Origin of the sequence: Demequina activiva (assembly GCF_016862815.1) — a bacterium.
GTDB classification, from domain to species: domain Bacteria; phylum Actinomycetota; class Actinomycetes; order Actinomycetales; family Demequinaceae; genus Demequina; species Demequina activiva.
The window spans coordinates 882,706-905,171 of record NZ_BONR01000001.1 but is presented as its reverse complement, the minus strand read 5'-3'; the positions used below and the strand labels follow the sequence as shown (position 1 = coordinate 905,171).

23 protein-coding genes and 1 tRNA gene are annotated in these 22,466 nt (G+C 70.9%); 17 read left to right on the top strand and 7 right to left on the bottom strand.

Annotated elements, in window-relative coordinates:
- Positions 1-38 precede the first annotated feature (38 nt).
- Positions 39-1,100, top strand: coding sequence for a LacI family DNA-binding transcriptional regulator (locus tag Dac01nite_RS04405; RefSeq protein ID WP_203653633.1), 1,062 nt, complete (start codon positions 39-41; stop codon positions 1,098-1,100).
- A 122-nt stretch (positions 1,101-1,222) separates the two neighbouring features.
- A complete protein-coding gene (locus Dac01nite_RS04400) occupies positions 1,223-1,756 on the top strand; it encodes a type 1 glutamine amidotransferase domain-containing protein (RefSeq protein ID WP_203653632.1) in 534 nt (177 codons plus the stop codon).
- A gap of 74 nt (positions 1,757-1,830) precedes the next feature.
- Here Dac01nite_RS04400 and Dac01nite_RS04395 read toward each other — a convergent pair.
- Positions 1,831-1,913, bottom strand: a tRNA-Leu gene (locus Dac01nite_RS04395).
- Positions 1,914-1,961: 48 nt separating this feature from the next.
- Here Dac01nite_RS04395 and Dac01nite_RS04390 point away from each other — a divergent pair.
- The 13 genes from Dac01nite_RS04390 (at position 1,962) to Dac01nite_RS04330 (ending at position 15,899) form a co-directional block, all read left to right on the top strand.
- Positions 1,962-2,669, top strand: a complete 708-nt coding sequence (locus Dac01nite_RS04390) for an FHA domain-containing protein (protein ID WP_203653631.1) — start codon at positions 1,962-1,964, stop codon at positions 2,667-2,669.
- A gap of 4 nt (positions 2,670-2,673) precedes the next feature.
- Positions 2,674-3,195, top strand: coding sequence for an FHA domain-containing protein FhaB/FipA (locus Dac01nite_RS04385; RefSeq protein WP_203653629.1), 522 nt, complete (start codon positions 2,674-2,676; stop codon positions 3,193-3,195).
- A 1-nt stretch (position 3,196) separates the two neighbouring features.
- Complete coding sequence (locus tag Dac01nite_RS04380; protein WP_203653627.1) at positions 3,197-4,402, top strand: PP2C family protein-serine/threonine phosphatase; 1,206 nt, start codon at positions 3,197-3,199, stop codon at positions 4,400-4,402.
- Positions 4,402-5,751, top strand: a complete 1,350-nt coding sequence (locus Dac01nite_RS04375; protein ID WP_203653626.1) for an FtsW/RodA/SpoVE family cell cycle protein — start codon at positions 4,402-4,404, stop codon at positions 5,749-5,751. The genes Dac01nite_RS04380 and Dac01nite_RS04375 overlap by 1 nt, the downstream gene beginning before the upstream one ends.
- Complete coding sequence (locus tag Dac01nite_RS04370; protein ID WP_203653624.1) at positions 5,748-7,217, top strand: peptidoglycan D,D-transpeptidase FtsI family protein; 1,470 nt, start codon at positions 5,748-5,750, stop codon at positions 7,215-7,217. Before Dac01nite_RS04375 ends, Dac01nite_RS04370 begins: the two co-directional genes overlap by 4 nt.
- Positions 7,214-8,221, top strand: coding sequence for a serine/threonine-protein kinase (locus tag Dac01nite_RS04365; RefSeq protein ID WP_239066499.1), 1,008 nt, complete (start codon positions 7,214-7,216; stop codon positions 8,219-8,221). The genes Dac01nite_RS04370 and Dac01nite_RS04365 overlap by 4 nt, the downstream gene beginning before the upstream one ends.
- A 37-nt stretch (positions 8,222-8,258) precedes the next feature.
- Entirely contained in the window at positions 8,259-10,454 is a 2,196-nt protein-coding gene (gene pknB / locus Dac01nite_RS04360) for a Stk1 family PASTA domain-containing Ser/Thr kinase (protein WP_203653622.1), read from the top strand.
- Positions 10,455-10,744: 290 nt separating this feature from the next.
- Positions 10,745-11,827 (top strand): polyprenyl synthetase family protein, encoded by a 1,083-nt coding sequence (locus Dac01nite_RS04355; RefSeq protein WP_203653620.1) that lies wholly within the window; start codon positions 10,745-10,747, stop codon positions 11,825-11,827.
- Entirely contained in the window at positions 11,824-12,702 is an 879-nt protein-coding gene (locus Dac01nite_RS04350; protein ID WP_203653618.1) for a phytoene/squalene synthase family protein, read from the top strand. The genes Dac01nite_RS04355 and Dac01nite_RS04350 overlap by 4 nt, the downstream gene beginning before the upstream one ends.
- Positions 12,699-14,348: a phytoene desaturase family protein gene (crtI, locus tag Dac01nite_RS04345; RefSeq protein WP_203653616.1), complete on the top strand. Its 1,650-nt coding sequence runs from the start codon at positions 12,699-12,701 to the stop codon at positions 14,346-14,348. Before Dac01nite_RS04350 ends, crtI begins: the two co-directional genes overlap by 4 nt.
- The gene (locus Dac01nite_RS04340; protein WP_239066498.1) at positions 14,345-14,701 is read left to right on the top strand and encodes a lycopene cyclase domain-containing protein; all 357 of its coding nucleotides are present in this window, start codon (positions 14,345-14,347) and stop codon (positions 14,699-14,701) included. The genes crtI and Dac01nite_RS04340 overlap by 4 nt, the downstream gene beginning before the upstream one ends.
- Entirely contained in the window at positions 14,698-15,024 is a 327-nt protein-coding gene (locus Dac01nite_RS04335; RefSeq protein WP_203653615.1) for a lycopene cyclase domain-containing protein, read from the top strand. The genes Dac01nite_RS04340 and Dac01nite_RS04335 overlap by 4 nt, the downstream gene beginning before the upstream one ends.
- A complete protein-coding gene (locus tag Dac01nite_RS04330) occupies positions 15,021-15,899 on the top strand; it encodes a prenyltransferase (protein WP_308438270.1) in 879 nt (292 codons plus the stop codon). Before Dac01nite_RS04335 ends, Dac01nite_RS04330 begins: the two co-directional genes overlap by 4 nt.
- A 28-nt stretch (positions 15,900-15,927) precedes the next feature.
- On the opposite strand, the gene Dac01nite_RS04325 is transcribed toward Dac01nite_RS04330, so the two are convergent.
- From Dac01nite_RS04325 to Dac01nite_RS04315, 3 genes are read right to left on the bottom strand one after another with little or no spacing between them, the layout of a single operon-like run.
- Entirely contained in the window at positions 15,928-16,554 is a 627-nt protein-coding gene (locus tag Dac01nite_RS04325) for an aminodeoxychorismate/anthranilate synthase component II (RefSeq protein ID WP_203653613.1), read from the bottom strand.
- A complete protein-coding gene (locus Dac01nite_RS04320; protein ID WP_203653774.1) occupies positions 16,551-16,715 on the bottom strand; it encodes a hypothetical protein in 165 nt (54 codons plus the stop codon). Before Dac01nite_RS04320 ends, Dac01nite_RS04325 begins: the two co-directional genes overlap by 4 nt.
- On the bottom strand, positions 16,712-17,515 hold the full coding sequence (locus Dac01nite_RS04315; protein ID WP_239066497.1) for a class E sortase: 804 nt from the start codon (positions 17,513-17,515) through the stop codon (positions 16,712-16,714). Before Dac01nite_RS04315 ends, Dac01nite_RS04320 begins: the two co-directional genes overlap by 4 nt.
- Before the next feature lie 117 nt (positions 17,516-17,632).
- Here Dac01nite_RS04315 and Dac01nite_RS04310 point away from each other — a divergent pair, with 117 nt between their 5' ends.
- The gene (locus tag Dac01nite_RS04310) at positions 17,633-17,890 is read left to right on the top strand and encodes a cell division protein CrgA (RefSeq protein WP_239066496.1); all 258 of its coding nucleotides are present in this window, start codon (positions 17,633-17,635) and stop codon (positions 17,888-17,890) included.
- A 237-nt stretch (positions 17,891-18,127) separates the two neighbouring features.
- On the opposite strand, the gene Dac01nite_RS04305 is transcribed toward Dac01nite_RS04310, so the two are convergent.
- Both Dac01nite_RS04305 and Dac01nite_RS04300 read right to left on the bottom strand, forming a co-directional pair.
- A complete protein-coding gene (locus tag Dac01nite_RS04305) occupies positions 18,128-18,985 on the bottom strand; it encodes a rhomboid family intramembrane serine protease (protein ID WP_203653608.1) in 858 nt (285 codons plus the stop codon).
- A gap of 11 nt (positions 18,986-18,996) precedes the next feature.
- Positions 18,997-19,533, bottom strand: a complete 537-nt coding sequence (locus Dac01nite_RS04300; RefSeq protein WP_203653606.1) for a peptidylprolyl isomerase — start codon at positions 19,531-19,533, stop codon at positions 18,997-18,999.
- Positions 19,534-19,622: 89 nt separating this feature from the next.
- Here Dac01nite_RS04300 and Dac01nite_RS04295 point away from each other — a divergent pair, with 89 nt between their 5' ends.
- Positions 19,623-20,672 carry a hypothetical protein gene (locus tag Dac01nite_RS04295; RefSeq protein ID WP_203653605.1) on the top strand — a complete coding sequence of 350 codons (1,050 nt, stop codon included), beginning with the start codon at positions 19,623-19,625 and terminating at the stop codon, positions 20,670-20,672.
- A gap of 52 nt (positions 20,673-20,724) precedes the next feature.
- Here the strand turns inward: Dac01nite_RS04295 and Dac01nite_RS04290 are convergent, their stop codons facing one another.
- The gene (locus tag Dac01nite_RS04290; protein WP_203653603.1) at positions 20,725-22,416 is read right to left on the bottom strand and encodes a glycerol-3-phosphate dehydrogenase/oxidase; all 1,692 of its coding nucleotides are present in this window, start codon (positions 22,414-22,416) and stop codon (positions 20,725-20,727) included.
- Between the last annotated feature and the right edge of the window lie 50 nt (positions 22,417-22,466).

Genomic DNA, 22,466 nt, shown 5'->3' with positions numbered 1-22,466 from the left:
GCGATCGCGCATCGGCCGGAGACGACGAGGAGGGCGCGGTGGTGCGCAAGCGGGTCACGCTCGCCCAGGTGGCGGCGGAGGCGGGCGTAGCGGTGTCCACGGCCTCCCTCGTGCTCGGCGGGCGCGCAGCGGACGTCCGCATCTCCGCCGCCGCCCAGGAGCGCGTGCAGGCCGCTGCGGAGCGCCTGGGCTACCGCCCCAACGCCGTGTCCGTGGGCCTGCGCAAGGGCCGCACCAGCACGTTGGGCTTCATCTCGGACTCGGTCGCCTCGTCCCGCCTCGCGGGCGAGATGATCAAGGGCGCGATCGAGGCCGCGCGAGACCGCGGGTTCATGGTGTTCGTGGGCGAGACCGGCGGCAACGTCACCCTCGAGCGCCAGCTGCTCGAGGCGATGGTGGACCGCCAGGTGGACGGCGTGATCCTCGCGGCGCTGCTGACCCATGGCCGCGAGCTGCCCGACGGCCTCGACCAGACTCCCGCCGTGCTGCTCAACATCGCCGTCGACGACTGCGGCGACCTGCCGGTGGTCCTGCCCGACGAGCTCCAGGCCGGCAGGGACGCCGCCGCCGCCCTCATCGACGCGGGTCACCGCGACATCCACCTCGTGGGCTCCGGGCCCGGACGCGAGGACGTCCGCACCATCTCCGTCGCCGCCAAGCTCCGTCTCGACGGCATCCTCGAGGTGCTCACGGCGCATGGCCTCGAGCCCGCGTCCGGGCGCGCCATCAACCAGTGGCTGCCCCCCGAGGGCTATGCCGCGGTCGAGAGCATCCTCGAGTCGGGCACGCCAGGCGCGATCGTGTGCTTCAACGACCGCCTCGCGATGGGCGTTTACCAGGCGCTCCAGGATCACGGCCTGCGCATCCCGGATGACGTCTCGGTGGTGTCCTTCGACGATGCGTCGATCGCCGGCTGGCTGCGACCGGGCCTCACCACGGTCGCCCTTCCCCACCGCACCATGGGCAAGCGCGCGGCGGACGTGCTGATCGACGTGATCGAGCACCACCGCGCCACGCCAGACGAGCGCGGCCCGCACGGCGTCCAACTGGTCCCCATGCCCATGCGTGTGCGCGGGTCCATCCGCGACCTGAGCGCCTGACGCCCATCCGGCGTGCGCATCGGCCGTCCCCACCTGAGGAATACCTGTCAGCCAGCCGCCCGTTGACGGTGGGGTGCGCCGGAGCGACCCCTCATGCTCCGGCCTGACGGAAGGAGCACATCATGTCAGCGCTCATCATCACCACGAACTACGGCATCGAGCAGGACGAGCTCAAGCAGCCGCTCGAGGCCCTCAAGGCCGCCGGCGTCCCGGTCACGCATGCCGCCGTCGAGGTCAGCCCCGTGCAGACCCTCGTGGGCGACAAGGATCCGGGCGAGACCTTCGAGCCGGACGCGTTGCTATCCGACGTGGACGCCAGCGAGCATGACCTGCTGGTCATCCCCGGCGGCACCATCAACGCGGACACCCTGCGCACGGACGATGCGGCGGTCGCCTTGGTGAAGGCCTTCGCCAGCTCGGGGCGCACCATCGCGGCGATCTGCCACGGGCCGTGGCTGCTCGCCGAGGCGGACGTCGCCCGCGGCAAGACCGCGACGTCCTACCCCTCGCTCGAGACGGACCTGCGCAACGCAGGCGCCACCTGGGTCGACGAGGAGCTGCGCACGTGCGAGATGGAGGGCTACACCCTGCTGACCTCGCGCACCCCCGACGACCTGGACGCGTTCAGCGCCGCGGTGGTCGACGCCGCGCGCTAGCCGAACCGGCTCCCGACACGCCCGGGATGCACGAAGGCCCCCGATCCATCAGGATCGGGGGCCTTTCGCAAGGGTGCGCGAGGGGGGATTTGAACCCCCACGCCCTTTCGGACACTGGCACCTGAAGCCAGCGCGTCTGCCGTTCCGCCACTCGCGCGCGACGAGCAACTTTAGCACGACCCGTGAGTCCTCTACGATTCAGCGTATGGGAGTCCTCGATCGGTTCGAGAAGGGCCTGGAGAACGCGATGCAGGGTGCGTTCGCCAAGACCTTCAAGTCCGGCGTCAAGCCCGTCGAGATCGCGAGCGCGGTCCGGCGCGAGTGCGACGCGCGTGCGGCCGCGGTGGATCGGTCCAGGACGGTGGTGCCCAACGAGTACTCGGTGGCGCTCAGTCCCACGGACTTCGAGAACATCGAGCAGTGGGGCTCCGACGCCCTGGCGCACGAGCTCGAGGACGCGCTGCGCGACCATGCGGAGCGCCAGCGCTACAGCTTCGTGGGCGCGGTCAAGGTGGAGATGACCCTGGACGAGACGCTGTCCACGGGCCGGCTCGCGGTGCGCAGCCGCTCGACCCGCGGCCCCGTCGCCCCGGTGACGAGCCACGATCACCATTCGCGCTACCCGCTGCTCGACATCGACGGCGAGCGCTACCACCTCACGGGCGAGATGACGGTGGTCGGCCGCGGCTCCGAGTCCGACATCGTCGTGGACGACACGGGAGTGTCGCGCCAGCACTGTCGCTTCGAGGTCACGGACCAGGGCACCATCCTGACGGACCTCGGCTCGACCAACGGGACGCTCGTCGAGGGCCAGCGCATCACCGAGGTCACCCTCGTGGACGGCAATGCCGTTACGGTGGGACGGACCACGATCATGTACTGGGACGGCCTCCCGGTGGACGAGGACCTGTAGCCGCATGAGCGAGATCTCGATCACCCTCCTGCGATTCGGCTTCCTGATCCTGCTGTGGGCGCTCGTGCTCGCCGCGATCGGGGTGCTGCGCGCGGACCTGTACGGCACGCGGGTGACCTCGCGCGGCCGCGGCCGCGAGGCGCGACGGAAGGCCGATGCGCGCACGGACAAGGTGGCGGCGCCCAGCAGGTCCGCGACCGGCATCAGGACGGGCTCGATCTCCACGCGGGACGAGACGGCCGCGCACCTGGCGGTGACGGCCGGAGCGCTCAAGGGCACCACGATCCCGCTCGGGTCCGCACCCATCCTGGTGGGCCGCTCGCCCACCTGCACGCTCGTGATCGACGACGACTACTGCTCCGCCAAGCATTGCCGGATCTTCCCCGAGGACGGCGGCTGGAAGGTCGAGGACCTGGGCTCCACCAACGGCACGTTCCTCGACAACCAGCGCGTCGACGACCCGATGCCCTTCAAGCGCGGCGACAAGCTGCGCCTGGGCGCCACCACGGTCGAGCTGAGGGGCTGACGTGTACCTGGGACTTCACTTCGCCGCGCGCTCTGATGTGGGGCTCATCCGCTCCAACAATCAGGACTCCGCGTTCGCCGGCCCGCATCTGCTGGTGGTCGCGGACGGGATGGGCGGCGCCGCGGGCGGAGACATCGCGTCCTCGATCGCGGTGGGCCGCCTCGCGGCCCTCGATGGGGAGTCCCACGGTCCCGACGAGGCGCTGGACGAGCTGAAGGACGCCATCGCGGACGCTCACGCGGAGATCGTGGACCGGGCCCGCAACGACCCCGAGCTGTCCGGGCTGGGCACCACGGTGACCGCACTGCTCAGGGCAGGCTCGACGCTGTCCATGGCGCACATCGGCGACTCCCGCGCCTACCTGCTCCGCGACGAGCAGCTGGACCAGGTCACCACGGATCACTCGTTCGTGCAGCACCTGGTCGACACCGGTCGCATCAGCGCCGCGGACGCCGAGCATCACCCCAAGCGGTCCATGCTGCTGCGGGTGCTGGGCGACGTGGACGCGGACGTCCCCGTCGACATCTCCGTGCGCGAGACCCGCCCGGGAGATCGCTGGATGCTGTGCTCGGACGGCCTGTCCGGCGTCGTCAGCCGCGAGACCCTGCACAAGACGATGGTCGAGGTCGAGGATCCGGGTGACTGCGCGGATGCGCTGGTGTCCCTGGCGCTGTCCGCCGGGGCGCCTGACAACGTGACGTGCGTGGTGGCCGACGTGGTCGACATCGACGACGCGCCCGACGGTGTGGGACCGCCCACGTCGACGCAGATCGTGGGCGCCGCCGCCCGCGACCGGCACCGTCCCTCCGCAGGCGGCTCCAGCGCCGCAGCCAAGGCCGCCCGCCTGTCCGCCTCGGAGGAGTCCGAGGAAGACGAGGAGCCTTCCCGATGGGAGGTCCTCTGGCCCCGCGTACGGCCCTGGGTGCTGCCCGTGGTGGCCCTGCTGGTCGTGGTGGGCGGCGCGTGGGGCGCGTACGCCTGGACGCAGACGCAGTACTACGTGGGTGAGGAGAACGGGAACGTCGCGATCTTCCGCGGCATCCCGCAGGACCTGCCGGTGGTCGAGCTGCACACCCTCGTGGAGCGCACCACGGTGCCGCTCGACGAGCTGCCTGCCTATCAGCAGGAGCGCATCGACGCGACCATCCGGGCCAGCAGTCTCGAGGACGCGTTCTCCGTGGTCGACGCGCTCGAGGCGGAGGCCTAGTGGCCACGGTCGCGGAGCTCGAGGTCCGCACCGGCAGGCGCGCCGAGCTCGCGCTGCTGGGGATCGCCTGGGTCATCATCGTCCTGTCGCGAGCGCTCGTCGACTATCACGCGGACTTCCTGGAGCTGGCGCCGCTCGCGATCTACGGCGGCGGTGCAGCCGCCCTCATGCTCGCCTGCCACCTCATCATCCGCCGCTACGCGCCCTCCGCGGATCCGGTGCTGCTGCCTGCGGTGTTCGCGATCAACGGCGTGGGCCTCGCGATGATCCGCCGCATCGACTTCGCCTACGCGCAGTACCGGGGCAGGGAGACCGACTTCGGCGCCGCGCAGATCGGCTGGACCATCGCCGGCGTGATCCTCGCCATGGCCGTGATCCTCGTGATCCGCGACCACCGCAAGCTGCGCCGCTTCACCTACACCGCAGGCGTGGTGGGCCTGGTGCTCTACCTGCTCCCGCTCGTGCCGGGCCTCGGGGTCGAGATCAACGGCGCGCGCATCTGGATCGACGTCTTCGGCCGCTCCCTGCAGCCGGGCGAGTTCGCGAAGATCGCGATGGTGGTGTTCTTCGCCGGCTACCTGGTGACCAACCGCGACACCCTCGCGCTGGCAGGCCCCAAGATCCTGGGACTGCGCTTCCCGCGCCCGCGCGACATGGGCCCGCTGCTGGTGGTGTGGGCCGCGGCGCTGCTGCTGATGATCTACCAGCGCGACCTGGGCGCCTCGCTGCTGTTCTTCGGCATCTTCCTGGGGATGCTCTACGTGGCCACCCAGCGCATCAGCTGGGTCATCACCGGCGTCGCGCTGTTCGGCGTGGGCGCCGTCGCCGCCGGCATCGTCTTCCCCCACGTGCGCTCCCGCTACGACGCCTGGCTCCATGCCCTCGACCCTGAGGTGTACTCCTCCGGCACCTCCGAGCAACTGGTGCGCGGGCTGTTCGGCATGGCATCGGGCGGGCTGTTCGGCACCGGCCTGGGCCAAGGCCGCCCGGACCTGGTGCCGTACGCGGAGTCGGACTTCATCATCGCGTCGATCGGAGAGGAGCTGGGGCTCACCGGCCTCATGGCCCTCCTGGTGCTCTACCTCATCGTCGTCCAGCGCGCGTTCCGCACGTCCATCGGCGTGCGGGACGGGTTCGGCAAGCTGCTCGCCGCCGGACTGGGCTTCTCGCTCGCGCTGCAGGTGTTCATCGTCGTCGGTGGCGTCACGCGCGTGATCCCGCTGACCGGTCTCACCACTCCCTGGCTCGCGTACGGCGGATCATCGATGCTCGCCAACTGGATCGTCGTGGGCCTCCTGCTGCGCGTCTCGGACCAGGCCAGGCGCGCCCGGACGGAGGCGAGCGCATGAACGAGCCCGCCCGCCGCCTCAGCGTGATCGTGCTGGTCCTGTTCCTGGCTCTGCTGGGAGCCACCTCGTGGATCCAGGTCATCAACGCCGAGGATCTCAACCAGGACCCCCGCAACGTCCGCACGCTCTATCGCGAGTTCGGCAACTTCCGCGGCCCCATCGTGGTGGACGGGCAGTCCGTCGTGTACTCGACTCCCGTCGACGATCCGTACAACTACCAGCGCAGCTACACCGACGGCGAGCTGTTCGCGTCCGCGACCGGCTTCTACTCGATCGTCTACGGACGCACAGGCCTGGAGCAGACGGAGAACCAGCTGCTGAACGGCAGCGACGACTCCCTGTTCTGGACGCGGCTGGGCAACCTGTTCGCCGGCGAGCAGCAGCAGGGCGCCTCCGTCGAGACCACGCTGTCCGGCTCGCTGCAGCGCGTGGCCGCCGAGGCTCTGGGCGACCGCGCAGGCGCGGTGGTGGCGCTCGATCCTGAGACCGGCAAGGTGCTGGCGATGGTGACGAGCCCCACCTACGATCCAGCGCTGCTGGCCGGCCACGACACCTCCGTGGTCAACGAGAACTACGCGAACCTCCTGGCGGACCCGGCGGGCCCGCTGATCAACCGCGCGATCGCGGGAGACACCTACCCGCCGGGCTCGACGTTCAAGCTGGTGGTCTCCGCCGCCGCGCTCGAGTCCGGATTCACGCCGGACACCGAGCTGTACGCGCCTCAGGAGCTGGAGCTCCCTGGCACCACCACGACGATCGGCAACTACGGCGGCGTGGCATGCGACCCCAGCGACCACATGTCGTTGGCCGATGCGCTGCGCGTCAGCTGCAACACCGCCTTCGCGGACCTCGGCATGTCGCTGGGCTGGGGTGTCATCGAGCGCAAGGCGCACGACTTCGGGTGGGACGAGCCGCTGGACATCCCCCTGCCTGTCACCGCATCGCGCCTGCCCGAGTCGCCCGACGCGGCGCAGACCGCCATGAGCGCCATCGGGCAGTACGACGTGCGCGCCACGCCGCTGCAGATGGCGATGGTCGCCGCGGCCATCGGCAACGACGGCACCCTGATGCGCCCCTACCTCGTCGACGCCGTGCGGGCGCCTGACCTCAAGGTGCTGTCCACCACCGAGCCCGAGGTGCTGCGCGAGTCCATGACACGCTCGGACGCGACAGACCTGCGGGAGATGATGGTCGACGTCGTCAGCAACGGCACCGGCGCCGGTGCCCGCATCGGCGGTGTCGAGGTCGCCGGCAAGACCGGCACCGCGGAGACAGGCCGGGACACCGCGCCGCACACCTGGTTCGTCTCCTTCGCACCCGCCGACGATCCCGTGGTCGCCCTCGCGGTGATCGTCGAGGAGGGCGGCGACGGCGACCGCGGCGCGACCGGCGGCACGGTCGCCGCGCCCATCGCGAAGGCCGTCATGGAAGAGGCGCTGCGCCTGGACGCGGAGGGCGACCTGTGACCATCTCCTCCGGAACCACCCTGGGCGGACGCTACGTGCTGCGCTCCCTGCTCGCCGTGGGCGGCATGGGCGAGGTGTGGCGCGGCGAGGACACCGAGCTGGACCGCCCGGTCGCTGTCAAGGTGCTCAAGGAGGGCGCCGCGGCGAACGAGACCTTCCTCAAGCGCTTCCGCAACGAGGCCAAGAACGCCGCGGGACTGGCCCACGAGAACATCGCCCAGGTCTACGACTACGGCGACCAGGAGGGCACCGCGTACCTGGTGATGGAGCTGGTCGAGGGCGAGCCGCTGTCCACCATCCTCGAACGCGAGCGCACTCTCGACGAGGCCCGCCTGGTGCGCATCATCATGCAGACCGCACGTGGCCTCGACGTGGCGCACGACGCCGGAGTGATGCATCGCGACATCAAGCCGGGCAACCTGCTGGTCGCGCACGGCGACGCGGTCCGCATCACCGACTTCGGCGTCTCGCGCAGCATGGATCAGACCACGCTCACCCAGACCGGCATGGTGATGGGCACCGCGCAGTACCTCGCGCCCGAGCTGGCGCTGGGCAAGCCCGCGACCCCCGCATCGGACGTCTACGCGCTGGGCATCATCGCGTTCGAGGCCGTGGTGGGCAAGCGGCCGTTCACGGCCGCCACGGCCGTGGACATCGCCATCGCGCACGTCAACGAAGCGGTGCCACCCCTGCCCGCGACCGTGTCGCCCGACCTCGCGCAGCTCATCAAGGAGCTGCTCGAGAAGAACCCCCGCAAGCGACCGCGCACCGCCGGCGAGCTCATCGAGCGCCTGGGCTCCTTGACCCTGCGAGAGCCGGGCACGGTGCCCTCGGCACCCACCGCAGCATCGGCGCCCCGCGGAGAGGCAGCCAGCACGTCCGACGGTGCCCGCACGCGCCGCGGTGGAGGTCGCACCATGCCGCCCTCCATCGCCCCGCGCGAGTACCGACCACGACCCGATGGCCCGCCTCGCGGGCGTTCAGCACGATCAGTGGGACAATGACGACCGACACACGCACCGACGTGGGAGACAAGGACTGATGAACGACGACGCGAAGATCCTGGCAGGCCGCTACGAGGTCGGCGAGCTCATCGGCCGCGGCGGCATGGCCGAGGTCCACATCGGCTATGACACCAGGCTGGGCCGCACGGTCGCCATCAAGATCCTGCGCGCGGACCTCGCGCGCGACCCGTCCTTCCAGACCCGCTTCCGCCGTGAGGCGCAGGCTGCCGCCGGTCTCAACCACCCCGCGATCGTGGCGGTGTACGACACCGGCGAGGACGCCTCCCGGACTGCGGAGGGCGCCCACCAGGCGGTGCCGTTCATCGTCATGGAGTACGTCGAGGGCCACACGGTGCGCGACATCCTCAAGGGCGACGTCGCCGCGCCCATCGACGAGGCGATCGAGATCACCACGGGCGTGCTCACCGCCCTGGACTACGCCCACCACGCAGGGCTGGTCCACCGCGACATCAAGCCCGCGAACATCATGCTCACCCCCACCGGCGCGGTGAAGGTCATGGACTTCGGCATCGCCCGCGCGCTCGCCGATGCGGGCAACACCATGACGCAGACGCAGGCGGTCGTGGGCACCGCTCAGTACCTGTCTCCGGAGCAGGCGCGCGGCGAGACCGTGGACGCACGCTCCGATCTGTACTCCGCGGGCTGCGTGCTGTTCGAGCTGCTCACCGGCCGCCCGCCGTTCGTGGGCGACTCCCCCGTGTCCGTCGCGTACCAGCACGTGCGCGAGGAGGCGCCCAAGCCATCCGACTTCGCCTCCGACGTCCCCGCCGAGCTCGACCAGGTGGTGCTGCGCTCGCTCGCGAAGAACCGCGACCACCGCTACGCCACCGCACAGGAGTTCCTGGGCGACCTTCGCGCCGTGATGGCGGGCGGGCCGCTCAGCCCCTCGACGGGCGCCATCGCCGTGGGCTCCGCCGCGTTCGGAGCAGGAGCGGCAGGCGTCGCCGCCGCCGCGAGCGCCGGCACGGGCGAGAACCCGCAGCTGAGCCCCGAGGACATCGAGGACCAGCCCACCCAGGCGATGCCCGCGCAGCCGGGTGGTCCGGAGACCGGCGAGACGCAGGTCATGACCTCCGCCGGCGCCCCCTGGGCGGCCGTGGGTGCGGGCGCCGCCGCCGTGCCGCCGCCGCAGTCCTCGATGGTGGACGTGGTCGACGAGCACGACCTCGAGGACGACGAGGACGCGCGCCGGCGCAAGCTGATCCTGTGGATCTCGCTGGGAGCCGCCGCGCTCATCGCGATCATCCTGCTGCTGTGGCTGTTCCTGCGCGACTCCGGTCCCGAGGAGCCCACCACCCAGACCGCCACCATCCCGAACGTGGTGGGCATGGAGGAGGACGAGGCTCGCGCGGAGCTCGAGGAGCTCGGATTCGTGGTCGAGTCCGAGCCCGAGCCCAGCCAGGACCTCGCCGAGGGCCTGGTGACGCGCACCGATCCCCCCGTGGGAGACGAGCTCACCTGGACCGTCGACGGGGAGGCGCAGGCGATCGCCATGGGCGCCACCGCATCGGCGCCCGCCAGCGGTCCTCCCACGGTCACGATCTTCGTCTCCGCAGGCCCCGACTCCGTGACCATCCCGTCCGTGCGCGGCATGGAGCAGGCCGATGCGATCTCCCGTCTCGAGGAGGCCGGGCTCACGGTGGCCTCGGTCGAGCAGGAGGACGATCCCGACCTGGAGGCGAACCGCGTCACCAAGGTCGAGCCGGCCGAGGGCGAGGAGGTGCCTGCGGGAAGCTCGGTGACGCTGTTCGTCTCGAGCGGGCAGGTCGAGCTGCCCGACCTGGTGGGTCAGGACGAGGACGCCGCGCGTGCGGCGCTCACCGAGATCGGACTGATCCCGGACTTCACGGACGTCGAGGACACGTCCGTCGCGGAGGGCACGGTGCTGTCCCAGAGTCCCGGCGCCGGTCGCGTGCCGCAGCGCTCGACGGTGCAGCTGGAGGTCGCGGTGGCGCCGTCCACCGTCGCCGTGCCGGACGTCACCGGACTGGGCAAGGCGGAGGCCGAGCGACAGCTGGGCACCCAGGACCTGACCTTCACGTACGCGCCCGACCAGTTCGACCCGAACATCCCCTCGGGCTCCGTGAAGTCGCAGAACCCCAACGGCGGCACTCAGGTCGCGCCTGGCACGCAGGTGACGCTGGTGCTGTCCAAGGGACCCGAGCCTGCGCCCGACCCCGACCCCGAGGTGTCCGAGGAGCCTGGTGGATGATGAGCCGCGCTGCGCACGAGCGGAACGTCCGGCCACCGGAACCCTCCAGCAGTTGAACTCCCTGAGGACCGCCTGCATCCAAACCGCCCCTGCGCCCGGAAGTAGGGGTGAGGCGCCTCGCACCCGGCGAGGTGCCGCGAGCGGGAAGGGAACCGTGCGAGAGTCGATCCCAGGGCAGAATGGGGACATGACGCCCCGAGGGCAGGTGGGTTGACGATGGCCGCAGCACGCGCTGGCAGAGCCGTTCTGAGGGAATCCGCGATGCCCGCGACGGCGTTGAGGGGAGCATCATGTCTCCCGTGATGACCTCCGACAGCCTGCGGTCGTTCGTCGAGTCGCGGCTCCCCCGCGTGCACGAGGCGCTCGCGGCGCACGTGAGCACCGCGGCCTCCGGGCTGCCTCAGGCGGGTCCCGACTACGCGCGCCTGTGGGAGACCATCGGCGATCAGTTCGTGGGCGGGAAGAACATGCGGCCTGCGCTCACCCTCGCCTCCTACGCTGGCCTGGGCGGCGAGGACACGGACGCGGTGGTGCCGGTGGCGGCAGCCATGGAGATGCTCCACACCGCGATGCTCGTCCACGACGACATCCTCGACCACGACGAGGTCCGTCGCGGGCGCCCCAACGTCGCGGGCAGCCGTCGCGCGGAGCTCGCAGGGCGGTCGCTTCCACCGCAGCAGGTGGACGATCACGTGCTCACCGCCGCGCTCCTGGGCGGAGACCTCGCGCTCTCGAGCGCGTACGACCTCATCTCGCGCACCACGCTCCCCGCGCACCACCGCATCGCGTGCCTGGACCTCATCACCTGCGCGGTGCGGGCCACGATCGCCGGCGAGCTGCTCGACATGTATGGCGACCTGACGCCCGTGAAGCAGGCGGACGCCCTGCGCGTCGCGGAGCTCAAGACAGCGACCTACTCCTTTGTGGTGCCGCTCCTGGCCGGCGCCCAGCTGGCAGGAGCGGACCCCACCATGGTGGGCCACCTCGAGCGCATCGGCACCTCGCTGGGGCTCAGCTTCCAGCTCGCCGATGACGACCTGGGGGTGTTCGGCGACCCCGACGTGACGGGCAAGTCCAACCTGTCGGACCTGCGCGCAGGCAAGCGCACCGAGCTGATGCGGCTGGGCTTCGCGGCGGCGGACCCCGCTCAGCTCGCGGTGCTGGAGCGCCACCTGGGAGATCCCGAGCTCACGGAGGAGGACGCCGCACGCGTGCGCGAGATCCTCGTCGACACCGGTGCCCGCTCCCGCGCCGCCTCGCTCGGCAGGCGCCACGCTCGTCAGGCGGCGCGCATCGCACGCGAACGTGTCCCAGCACCCCTCAGCGGGTTCCTCCTCGACCTCGTGGAATCGCTCGACGGTCGCGCATCATGAGCCGCTCCCGGCAGCGCGCGGCGAACGACAACGAGACCTCGCTCGAGCTGTACGACCAGGCGGCCCAGGCTGCCTCGGCGCAGGTCATCGCGCACTACTCCACGTCCTTCGGGGTCGGCTCCCGCATGCTCCCGCGCGCGATGCGCCATCACATCGAGTCCGTGTACGCGATGGTCCGCGTCGCGGACGAGATCGTCGACACGTACATGGGCCCTGACGCCCCGGCGCTGCTGGACGACTTCGAGGCCGAGGTGCTCCGCGCCATGGACGGCCGCTTCTCCACCAATCTGGTCGCCCACGCCTTCGGCGCGACCTCCCGCGCGGTGGGCATCGACCGGACCATGGTGGACCCGTTCTTCGCGTCCATGCGCATGGACCTCGAGCGCACCGAGCACGACCAGGCCAGCTTCGAGCGCTACGTGTTCGGCTCCGCGGAGGTGGTGGGCGAGATGTGCCTCGCGGTGTTCGTCAACACGAGAACGGGCCCGCGCCCCATCCCCGATGACCTGCGCGCGGGCGCGCGTCGCCTGGGCGCCGCCTATCAGAAGGTCAACTTCCTGAGGGACCTGGGCGCGGACAGCGAGCAGCTGGGCCGCTCGTACTTCCCTGGCATCAGCGCCAGCACTCTCACCGACCACCAGCTCGCCGGGCTGGTCGAGGACTGTCGGGCGGACATCGACGCCGCCCGTGCGACCCTGCCGGGCCTGCCACGCCGTGCCCGCATCGCGGTGGCGACCACGATCGACATCTACGAGCGCCTGCTGACCCAGATCGCGGCGACCGACGCCTCCGCGCTGGTGGCGACGCGAGTGCGCGTGAGCGACCCGACCAAGCTGGCACTGGCGGCGCGCAACATCGTGGGGAGGCAGTCATGAGCGAGAGCACGGGCGGGGGAAGGGTCATCGTGATCGGCGGTGGCGTGGGCGGTCTCGCGAGCGCCGCACTGCTGGCCCGCGGCGGCGCGCAGGTGACGCTGCTGGAGCGCCACTCGCGCGTGGGCGGGCGAGCGGGCCGGCTCGAGGTGGACGGCTTCACGTTCGACACAGGACCGTCGTGGTACCTGATGCCCGAGGCCTTCGAGCACTTCTTCGCGCTGCTGGGAAGGGACGTCGAGGACGAGCTCGACCTCATCGACCTGGACCCGCGCTACCGCATCTTCTTCGAGACGGCCGATGCTCGGGGAGCGGACATCCTGGACGTCACCTCCTCCTCGGAGCAGAACTGGGCTGCCTTCGACGCGATGAGCCCGGGCGACGGCCAGGCCATCCGCGAGTACTCGCAGGAGGCCACCGCACTGTACGAGCTCGCGCTCGAGCGCTTCCTCTACACGACCTTCCAGCGCCCCCTGTCCGTCGCCGACGCATCGCTGCTGCCGCGGCTGCCCCAGCTCGCCGGGCTGCTGACCCGCTCGCTGGGCGCGCGCATCGGCTCTCGCGTGAGCGACCCGCGCCTGCGCCAGCTGCTGGGCTACCACGCCGTGTTCCTGGGCTCCGCTCCTGAGCGGGTGCCGTCCCTGTTCTCGCTCATGAGCCACCTCGACCTGGTGGACGGCGTCCGCTACCCCCGCGGCGGGCTCTATGCCGTGATCGAGGCGCTCGAGCGGGCGGCGCTCGAGGAGGGCGTCGAGATCGTCACGGACGCGGACGTGGCGCGCATCACCGTCGAGAACGGCCGCGCCACCGGCGTGCGGCTGCGCTCAGGACGCACCCTGAGCGCCGATGCGGTGGTGTCGGGCGCGGACATGCACCACACGGAGACGGAGCTGCTGGAAGCCCAGTACCGCACCCGGCCCGAGCCCGCGTGGAAGAAGGTCCGCCCGGGCGTGAGCGCCCTCCTGGTGATGGCGGGCGTCGAGGGTGAGCTGCCGGAGATCGAGCACCACAGCCTGTTCTTCACGCAGGACTGGGACGCGAACTTCCGCGCGATCATGGACGAGCGGACCGTGCCGCATCCCGCATCGGTGTACGTGTCGCGCACCTCCGCGACCGATCCGTCCACGGCCCCGGACGGACACGAGAACCTCGTGATGCTGGTCCCGTTCCCCGCGGACCCCGCGCTGGGCGCGGACGAGGCCTCTCGCGAGACGATGCGCCAGCACGCGCTGCGGTATCTGGATCAGGTGGGCGACTGGGCGAGCATTCCGGACCTGCGCGCGCGCACGGACATCAAGGCGATGCTGACGCCGTCGGACTTCGCCACCTCTCTGTCCGCGTTCCAGGGCGGCGCGCTGGGACTCGAGCACACCCTGCGCCAGTCCGCCATGTTCAGGCCCCGCAACGTCTCCGCCAAGGTCGACAACCTCCTGTACGCCGGCGCGTCGACGGCTCCCGGCATCGGGGTGCCCATCTGCCTCATCTCCGCGGAGCTGGTCGCCAAGCGCCTGCTGGGCGAGACCGGCGTCAAGCCGCTGAACACCCCGCTGCCGCACGGCTACCTGCGCCGCACCCTGCGCCGTGACCGGCTGGGCGCGCTCGCGAAGGCGATGGGAGCGCAGGCCGTTCCCACGGAAGGCGCACTGTGACGCAGTACCTGTACCTCATCGCGCTGCTGGTGAGCCTGATGGGACTGGGCACCCTCGACTGGCGCTACCGCGTGGCGCTGTTCGCGGACGCGCGGCGCACGCTGCTGACGCTCGCGATCACGGTCGTGCTCTTCCTGCTGTGGGACCTGGTGGGCGTGGGGCTCGGGATCTTCTTCATCGGCGAGGCGCCGTACTTGAGCGGCTGGCTGGTCGCGCCCGAGGTGCCCGTCGAGGAGATCGCCTTCCTCACGCTGCTGACCTACCAGACGCTGTTGCTGTGGCTGGCCTTCGCGCGACGCCACGCGCGACGCCACGCGCGGCGCACGGACGCCGCTGGAGCGGAGGCGTCATGACGTACGTGGTGCTCTCCGTCGCGGTGCTCGCGCTGCTCGTCCTGGCGACGGCGCCCGTGCTCAAGGCGCTGCCGTCCAGGCCGCTGCTGCTCACCGCCGCCGTGCTGCTCACGCTGACGGTGGTGTTCGACAACGTGATCGTCGGCACCGGGATCGTCGACTACGACGAGGCCCTCATCAGCGGCGTGCGCATGCCCATCGCCCCCATCGAGGACCTCGCCTACGCGATCGGCGCCGTGCTGCTGGTCCCCACGGTATGGGAGCTGCTCGGCGGACGCCGGCGCGCCTCCGAGCCCGCCGGCGGCACGGAGGACGTCGCATGATCGCCGCGATCGTGCGCGCGTCGCGCCCCATCAGCTGGATCAACACCGCGTTCCCGTTCGCCGCCGGCTATCTCATGGCGGTGCGCGAGGTCGACGCCGTGCTGATCGTGGGCACCCTGTTCTTCCTCATCCCGTACAACCTGCTCATGTACGGGGTCAACGACGTCTTCGACTACGAGTCCGACCTGGCCAATCCGCGCAAGGGGGGCGTCGAGGGGGACGTGATCCGGGACCGTGCCGCCGCCGCGCGCGTGCACCGGGGAATCCTGTGGGCGAGCGCCATCACCGTGGTGCCGCCGGCGATCTGGCTGCTGCTGCAGGGAGGCGTGGCCGCCGCGATCACGCTGGTGCTGGTGCTGTTCGGCGTGGTCGCCTACTCCGCGCCCGGCCTGCGCTTCAAGGAGAGGCCCTTCCTGGATTCGCTGACCTCCGCGCTGCACTTCGTGGGCCCGCTCCTGTATGCGCTGGTGCTCGCCGGGGTGTCGCTGGCGGACCCCGTCGTGTGGCCCATCTGGGTGGCGTTCGTGCTCTGGGGCATGGCGAGTCACGCGTTCGGCGCGGTGCAGGACGTGCGTGCGGATCGCGAGGGCGGGATCGGCTCGGTGGCGACCGTCATCGGCGCCCGTGCCACCACCCGGCTCGCGGTCGCTCTCTATGCCGGCGCATCGGCCGTGCTGCTGGCCCTGCCGTGGCCGGGCCTCCTCGCCGCGGCGCTGCCGCTCGCCTACGCGGTGTCGGTGGCGCGCTTCTGGAACGTCACGGACCAGACCTGCGAGGAGGCGAACCGCGGATGGCGCACGTTCCTGTGGCTCAATCAGCCCGCGGGATTCCTCATCACCGTGCTGCTGATCGTGGAGTGGAACGGCTGGCTCTAGGCACCCGACGTTCGCGGCTGCGCTGGCGCTACTGGCGCACCAGCGGCGACAGCCCCGCCGAACGGCCCTCGGCGTCCGGCATGCCGCACACCTCGAGCCAGTTGGCCAGCAGCCGGTGCCCGCCCTCGGTGAGCACGGACTCCGGGTGGAACTGGACGCCGTGCAGCGGCAGGTCGCGGTGCTGGAGACCCATGATGATGCCGTTGTCCGTGCGCGCGGTCACCTCGAGAGCGTCATCCACGGTGCCCTCCTCCACGGCGAGCGAGTGGTATCGCGTCGCCGTGAACGGGGACGGCAGGCCGGTCAGCACGGACTCCTGCTCGTGGTTCACGGTGGACGTCTTGCCGTGCATGAGCTCGGGAGCGTGGCTGACCACGCCGCCGTAGACCTCCGCGAGCGCCTGGTGCCCCAGGCAGATGCCCAGCATGGGCGTGCCCGTGCGTGCGCACTCGCGGATCACGTCGTTCGAGGCGCCGGCCTCCGCGGGCGTGCCAGGACCGGGCGAGACCAGCACGCCGTCGTAGTCGTCGATGTCGCCGGCGTCCGCGACGGCGTCGTTGCGCACCACCACGGTCTCCGCGCCCATCTGGCGCAGGTAGCCCACGATCGTGTAGACGAACGAGTCGTAGTTGTCGATCACCAGGATGCGCGTCATGTCTCCTCCACCGTGGTCTCCTGCAAGGCAAGGTACTCGCTGATCCAGGGGAACACGTACTCGAACAGCACCAGCACCACGGCGGCCACCACGATCAGCAGGATCAGCAGCCTCACCAGCGCCGGGCCGGGCAGCGCGTTCCAGATGCGGGTGGAGATCATGACGGCACCTCGAGCAGCTCCTCGGGCACCCCGTTGCCGGTGGGAGCCCAGTAGTCCAGCGACCCGTGCACGATCCACCGCTCGGCGGCGGAGAACTTGGGGTGGCAGGTGGTCAGGGTGATCATCCGCTCCGTGGGCGCCTCGCCCGGCGCATACGGATCCGGCGCGATGACCTCGACGTCCGTGGGTCGCACGATCTCCCATTCCTCGACGCTGTACACGAACCAGGCGTCCTCGGTCTGGATGATGAGCGAGTCGCCCACCTTGAGATCGGACACGTCCGCGAACGGCTTGCCGTAGGTGGTGCGGTGGCCGGAGATGGCGAAGTTGCCCACCTCGCCCGGCAGCGCGGTGTCGGGGTAGTGGCCGATCCCGAGGGGATCGAGCACGTCCGCGCGCGTCACGCCCTCGGACACGGGCTTGATGTAGTCCTCGCCCCAGCGCGGGACCATCATGGTCGCGAAGGTCTCGGTGAAGTCGGGGTAGTCCATCGCGGGCGGGTCCACGTCCGTGAACTGCAGCTCCGCCGGAATGGTCGCGGGGCCGTCCTGACCGCCGGCCTGGATGCCGTCCACGACGTCGGGCTCGACCCAGTCGAGGCTCTCGACCACCTCGCGCTGGGCGCGCTCTCCCTGGACGTCGGTGTAGAACAGCTGCCACAGCACGAACAGCGCGAGCAGCGCGCCCGCCAGGATCAGCAGCTCGCCGATCACTCCCACCACGCTCAGGCGTTCGCGCTCCGGGCGGCCAGGCGCGGGCGGACGCTCGGCCTGCGACGGGGGCGCGGTGGGGGCGGTCATGGTGCGTCCAGGGTACGCGAGCACGGGGGCGCGCCCAAGCATCGGCCGCACAGTGGGTACCCTGGGGGCCAGGAACGTCCGCACCGCGCGGACCGCGGCAGAGCGATGGAGCACCACGTGGCACTGAGGAAGAAGCGCGACGACGACAAGCAGGTCTACAAGGCACCTCGCAGGCTGGGCAAGGCCAAGGCCGAGGACGAGAACCCTGGGTGGCTGCTGCCCACCGCGATCACGCTGCTGGTGCTGGGCCCCGCCTGGATCGTCGTCTACTACATCTCGAAGGCGCAGTACCCCCTGCCCATCGGCGACTTCAACCTGCTCGTGGGCTTCGCGTTCATGGCCGCGTCGATGGCGCTGCTGACCCGCTGGAAGTAGCCGCGACGCGAGTTACACGCCTGTAGTTATCCCCCGTTGTGGACAACGGTGGGGATAACTACACCCGTGTTATTCACAGTGGGGACAGGCCTGGGGATGGCCGATGCGCGGGTGGGGTCCGCGTGCACCACCCCGCCGACAGTGCGCACCACCCACGCCGCGACACGCCGTCTCGGGGAGCGGCTCGGTCGCGACGCGCCGCGCCGGGCGTCCAAAATCGGTTCGAACTGTCGCGGGTCAGGCGGAGGCGCGGACCGTGCGCTCGCGCCTGTCCACGCCGCGGAACATCGCGAGCATGATGAGTGCGCCGGCGACCGCGCCGCCCAGGTGCCCCTGCCATGACAGGCCGGAGAAGAACGCCAGGCCGGGAATCAGCTCCGCCACGAGCGGACCGCCGATGAAGATCGCGGCGATCACCAGCACCGAGGTGTAGGGCAGTCGCAGCCGCTTCAGGACGATCCCGTAGGCGGCGAGGAGGCCGAAGATCGCGCCGGACGCGCCGGCATGCACGGACCCGGGCACGCCCAGCAGCTCGGTCGCGATCGCGCTTCCCACGAGTCCACCGGCGTAGAGCGCGAGGAAGCGCCAGCGGCCCAGCGCCGGCTCGAGCGCCTGGCCCAGCTGCCACAGCGCCAGCATGTTCATGCCGATGTGGAACGGCCCGAAGTGCGTGAACCCCGCCGTCACCCACCGGTACCACTCGTTGCCGGCTCCATAACACCAGAACTCTGCGGAGGCATTGCAGATCGCCGCCTCTGCGTCAGACAGGCCCGGCCACATGCCCCAGGCGTCCTGCCACACTTCGGACGAGCCGTACAGCAGCGAGCCGACGAGGTACGCCAGCACGTTCAGCCCGATCAGCGCATACGTCACGACGGGCGGGCCGGCGGACATCGTGAAGCCGAGCCGGGAGCGCACCGGGCGTGCCTGCGCCTGCGCCTGCTTGAGGCAGTCGACGCACAGCACGCCCACCGCGGCGGGACGCTGGCACTCGGGGCAGGCCGGGCGCTCGCACCGCTGGCACCGCACGTAGGACACGCGGTCCGGGTGGCGCGGGCAGGTGGGAGCGCCGGCCGCTCCCGGCTGCTGGGTCACGAGGCGGAGCCCTAGGAGATCGTGACGCCCGTGATCATGACGTCCTCGAGGGGACGGTCACGACCGTCGACGGGCGTGGAGGCGATCTTGTCGACCACGGCCTTGGACTCGTCGTCCGCGACCTTGCCGAAGATGGTGTGGCCCTGGTTCAGGTGCGGCGTCTGCGCCACCGTGATGAAGAACTGCGAGCCGTTGGTCCCGGCGGGCTTGCCGGTGATGGGGTTGAGGCGCTTGCCGGCGTTCGCCATCGCCAGCATGTACGGCTCGGAGAACTGGTTGTTCGGGTGGATCTCGTCGTCGAAGGTGTAGCCAGGACCGCCCGTGCCGGTGCCCTCGGGGCAGCCGCCCTGGATCATGAATCCCTGGATGACGCGGTGGAACACCAGGCCGTTGTAGAAGGGCTCGTTGCTCTTCTCGCCGGTCTCCGGGTCCGTCCACTCCTTCTCGCCGGTGGCGAGGCCCGTGAAGTTCTTCACGGTGGCGGGGGCGTCGTTGGGGAGCAGTTCGATGCGGATGTCACCTGCGGTGGTCTCAAGAGTTGCGATCATGCGGACTATTCTCGCACGCCCCTCGCGTTACCCACAGTGAAGTGACAAGATGGAAGGTCAGGACACCCCTGCTAAACGGAGGCACCCCAGTGGCACGCAAGAAGAATCCCCTCGACGACATCGACGTGGACCAGTACCGCGCGCAGGCTCAGGAGGCCGCCGCGAGCGCCAAGGTCGCGGCCGAACAGGCGGCAGCATCCGCCAAGGAAGCCGCCAAGCGGGCCCAGGATTGGGCTGGACCGCAGTACGACAAGGCCAAGGATTGGGCCGGTCCGCAGTACGACAAGGCCAAGGCGTGGGCCACGCCCAAGGCCAAGAAGGCGTACCACTCGGGCGCCCGCAAGGCTGAGCCGTACGTGCGCAAGGCCGGAGAGACCACCACGCGCTGGGCGGACATCGCACACGCGGCGATCGTGGGAGCCGCGATCCCCGCGGCCGTGGGCGCCGTCGAGCACGCCGCCGAGGACGACACGCCGCAGGGCCGCAGCTGGGGCCGGCTGCTCATCCCGATCGCCCTGGCAGGCGCCGCCGCCGCCGCGCTGGTGGTTTGGGCGCGTCGCGACCCGGGCCGCGACGAGTGGGCTGGCGACGACGAGGAGTGGGAGCTCGCCGGCGACGGCGACTTCAAGCAGCAGCTGCGCGACAACGTCAACAAGGCGACGGATGCGGCGATCGAGGCTGCGAAGAAGGCCGGCGAGGCTGCGGCCTCGGCCGCCTCTGCCGCGGCGGACCAGGCTGCTCCGGTCATCGACAAGGTCAAGGAGCAGGCGGGCCCTGCGGCCGAGCGCGTCAGGGACACGGCGGTCGAGCAGAGCAAGAAGCTCGCAGACCAGGCCGGTCCCGCCTACGCGAAGGTCAAGGACACCGCGGTCGAGCAGAGCAAGAAGCTGGCGGACCAGGCCGGCTCGAGCGCCGCGAAGGTGCGCGACACCGCTGCGAGCGAGGTGAGCAAGGTGCGTGCGTCGGTGGACGATGCGCGTGACCGGGCCACGGCTGCCGCGGAGAGCACGCTCGACGACGCCGAGGACGTGTGGGAGGACGAGGCGGCCGACGCCGCCCCTGCCAAGAAGCCCGCTCCGGCCACGAAGCCGACGGCTCGCAAGTCGACTCCCAAGAAGTCAGGCGGCGCCGCCTCCTAGCGGCACCCGTCCCTGCGGCGCCCTGGCCCTCGTGGCCGGGGCGCCGTTGCGTTCACCCCACCGGCGAGCCGATCTCCACTCCGTGGCCATCCGCGAGCTCGCTCACGCACCGCGCCACCTGACGGGCACGCTGGGCCTCGTCCCATCCCATCCTGGGCGCCATCGCATCGGCCACCCGCTCGACCACCTCCCGGGTCACGCGACCCTCGAAGGCCAGCGAGGTGCGTCGCTGGAGGATGTCGGAGACGGTCCGCGCATGCTCGGCTGCCACGAGATAGTCGACCTCCCGGATGCTGAGCCGGTCTCCCAGGATCGCGTGGTCCTCGCCGTCGCGGAGATGGTCGAGGACCTCGGGCGCGCGCGTCCCGTACCGACGCAGCAGCTCGTCGCGGCGGCCGGGCTCGGCAGCAGCCAGGTGGTCGGCGGCCCACTCCAGGCGATCGTCGGCGCTCAGGGGAAGCCCGCGGGCGCCGCCGATCGCCACGTCGCGGGTGTCGCGGAGCCGGGACAGCCCCTGCGCCTCCAGAACCTGATCCGCGACCCGCTCGCCCAGCGCGCGGAACGTGGTCCACTTTCCGCCGACGATGCTGAGCCGCAGCCGCCCCTGCGCGTCCTCGCTCGTCTCGATCCGGTAGTCCCGCGAGACCGCCCCGGGCGCCGTGCGGTCAGCGCGTGGCAGGGGCCGGATGCCCGCGAAGCGGTACACGATCTGCGCGGGCTCGACGGTGATGCCAGGGAACACGTCCGCGACGAGGTCCAGGAAGTACTGCACCTCGTCCTCGGTGCAGCGGGCCGGCTCGCGTGGATCCGCCGGGATGTCCGTGGTCCCGATCATCACGCGCCCGTGCATGGGGTGGATGAGCACGATGCGCCCGTCCGCGTGCTCGAAGAACATCTCGTGACCGCCGGTCGCCGCCAGCAGCTCCGGATGGTCCACGACGATGTGCGAGCCCTTGGTGCCGCCCATCCACGCGGTGGGCTCGCCCAGGGCTGCGTTCGTCAGGTCCGTCCAGGGGCCTGAGGCGTTCACGATCACGTTCGCGTCCACCACCACGGTCTCGCCCGTCTCGGCGTCCGTGACCACGGCGCCCTCCGGCTCCACGCCCGTCACCTCCGCGTAGGTGACCGCTCGCGAGCGCGGGTTGGCCTCGAGCGCATCCCTCAGCAGGTCGATCGCCACGCGCTCGGGCTGCGCGACGGCGGCATCGAAGTACGTCGCCGTGCAGCGGACCTCCGGCGCGAGAGCCGGGAACATCTGGTGCGAGCGCCGCCGCCCGCGGAACTCGTGGCGCGGCACCGGCCCGCCAGCGCCGGAGAACGCGTCATACGCGAGCAGGCCCACCTTGACCAGCACGGCGCCTCTCTCGCTGTGGTGGGCGGAGCGGGTCAGGCGCAGCAGCCGCAGCGGCGCCGTGAGCAGGCCGGACCAGTAGCGGCGCAGCGGGATGGTCGTGGGAAGCGGCGCGACGTGGTGAGCGGCGTTGCGCAGCAGTCGGTTGCGCTCCTGCACCGACTCTCGCACCAGCCGCAGCTCGCCGTACTCCAGATAGCGCAGCCCGCCGTGCACCATGCGGCTCGAGGCGGCCGATGCGCCGGCAGAGATATCGCCGCGCTCGACCAGGACAGCGTCCACTCCCTGCAGACACAGGTCGCGGAACACGGCGAGTCCGTTGATGCCGCCGCCGATCACCAGCACCGTGGGGCGCGCCCCGCCGGCGATGCTGCTCGCGAGTCTGTCCGTCATGCCTTCCACCTCATCACCACGCGCCCCGGTGCGCAATGGTGGAGGCAGCA

Bases quoted from the DNA above. Each gene is read 5' to 3' on its own strand.
- Dac01nite_RS04400 (WP_203653632.1), top strand. From the start codon at position 1,223: ATGTCAGCGCTCATCATCACCACGAACTACGGCATCGAGCAGGACGAG.
- Dac01nite_RS04390 (WP_203653631.1), top strand. From the start codon at position 1,962: ATGGGAGTCCTCGATCGGTTCGAGAAGGGCCTGGAGAACGCGATGCAG.
- Dac01nite_RS04385 (WP_203653629.1), top strand. From the start codon at position 2,674: ATGAGCGAGATCTCGATCACCCTCCTGCGATTCGGCTTCCTGATCCTG.
- Dac01nite_RS04370 (WP_203653624.1), top strand. From the start codon at position 5,748: ATGAACGAGCCCGCCCGCCGCCTCAGCGTGATCGTGCTGGTCCTGTTC.
- pknB (WP_203653622.1), top strand. From the start codon at position 8,259: ATGAACGACGACGCGAAGATCCTGGCAGGCCGCTACGAGGTCGGCGAG.
- Dac01nite_RS04355 (WP_203653620.1), top strand. From the start codon at position 10,745: ATGTCTCCCGTGATGACCTCCGACAGCCTGCGGTCGTTCGTCGAGTCG.
- Dac01nite_RS04350 (WP_203653618.1), top strand. From the start codon at position 11,824: ATGAGCCGCTCCCGGCAGCGCGCGGCGAACGACAACGAGACCTCGCTC.
- crtI (WP_203653616.1), top strand. From the start codon at position 12,699: ATGAGCGAGAGCACGGGCGGGGGAAGGGTCATCGTGATCGGCGGTGGC.
- Dac01nite_RS04335 (WP_203653615.1), top strand. From the start codon at position 14,698: ATGACGTACGTGGTGCTCTCCGTCGCGGTGCTCGCGCTGCTCGTCCTG.
- Dac01nite_RS04330 (WP_308438270.1), top strand. From the start codon at position 15,021: ATGATCGCCGCGATCGTGCGCGCGTCGCGCCCCATCAGCTGGATCAAC.
- Dac01nite_RS04325 (WP_203653613.1), bottom strand. From the start codon at position 16,554: ATGACGCGCATCCTGGTGATCGACAACTACGACTCGTTCGTCTACACG.
- Dac01nite_RS04320 (WP_203653774.1), bottom strand. From the start codon at position 16,715: ATGATCTCCACCCGCATCTGGAACGCGCTGCCCGGCCCGGCGCTGGTG.
- Dac01nite_RS04315 (WP_239066497.1), bottom strand. From the start codon at position 17,515: ATGACCGCCCCCACCGCGCCCCCGTCGCAGGCCGAGCGTCCGCCCGCG.
- Dac01nite_RS04300 (WP_203653606.1), bottom strand. From the start codon at position 19,533: ATGATCGCAACTCTTGAGACCACCGCAGGTGACATCCGCATCGAACTG.
- Dac01nite_RS04290 (WP_203653603.1), bottom strand. From the start codon at position 22,416: ATGACGGACAGACTCGCGAGCAGCATCGCCGGCGGGGCGCGCCCCACG.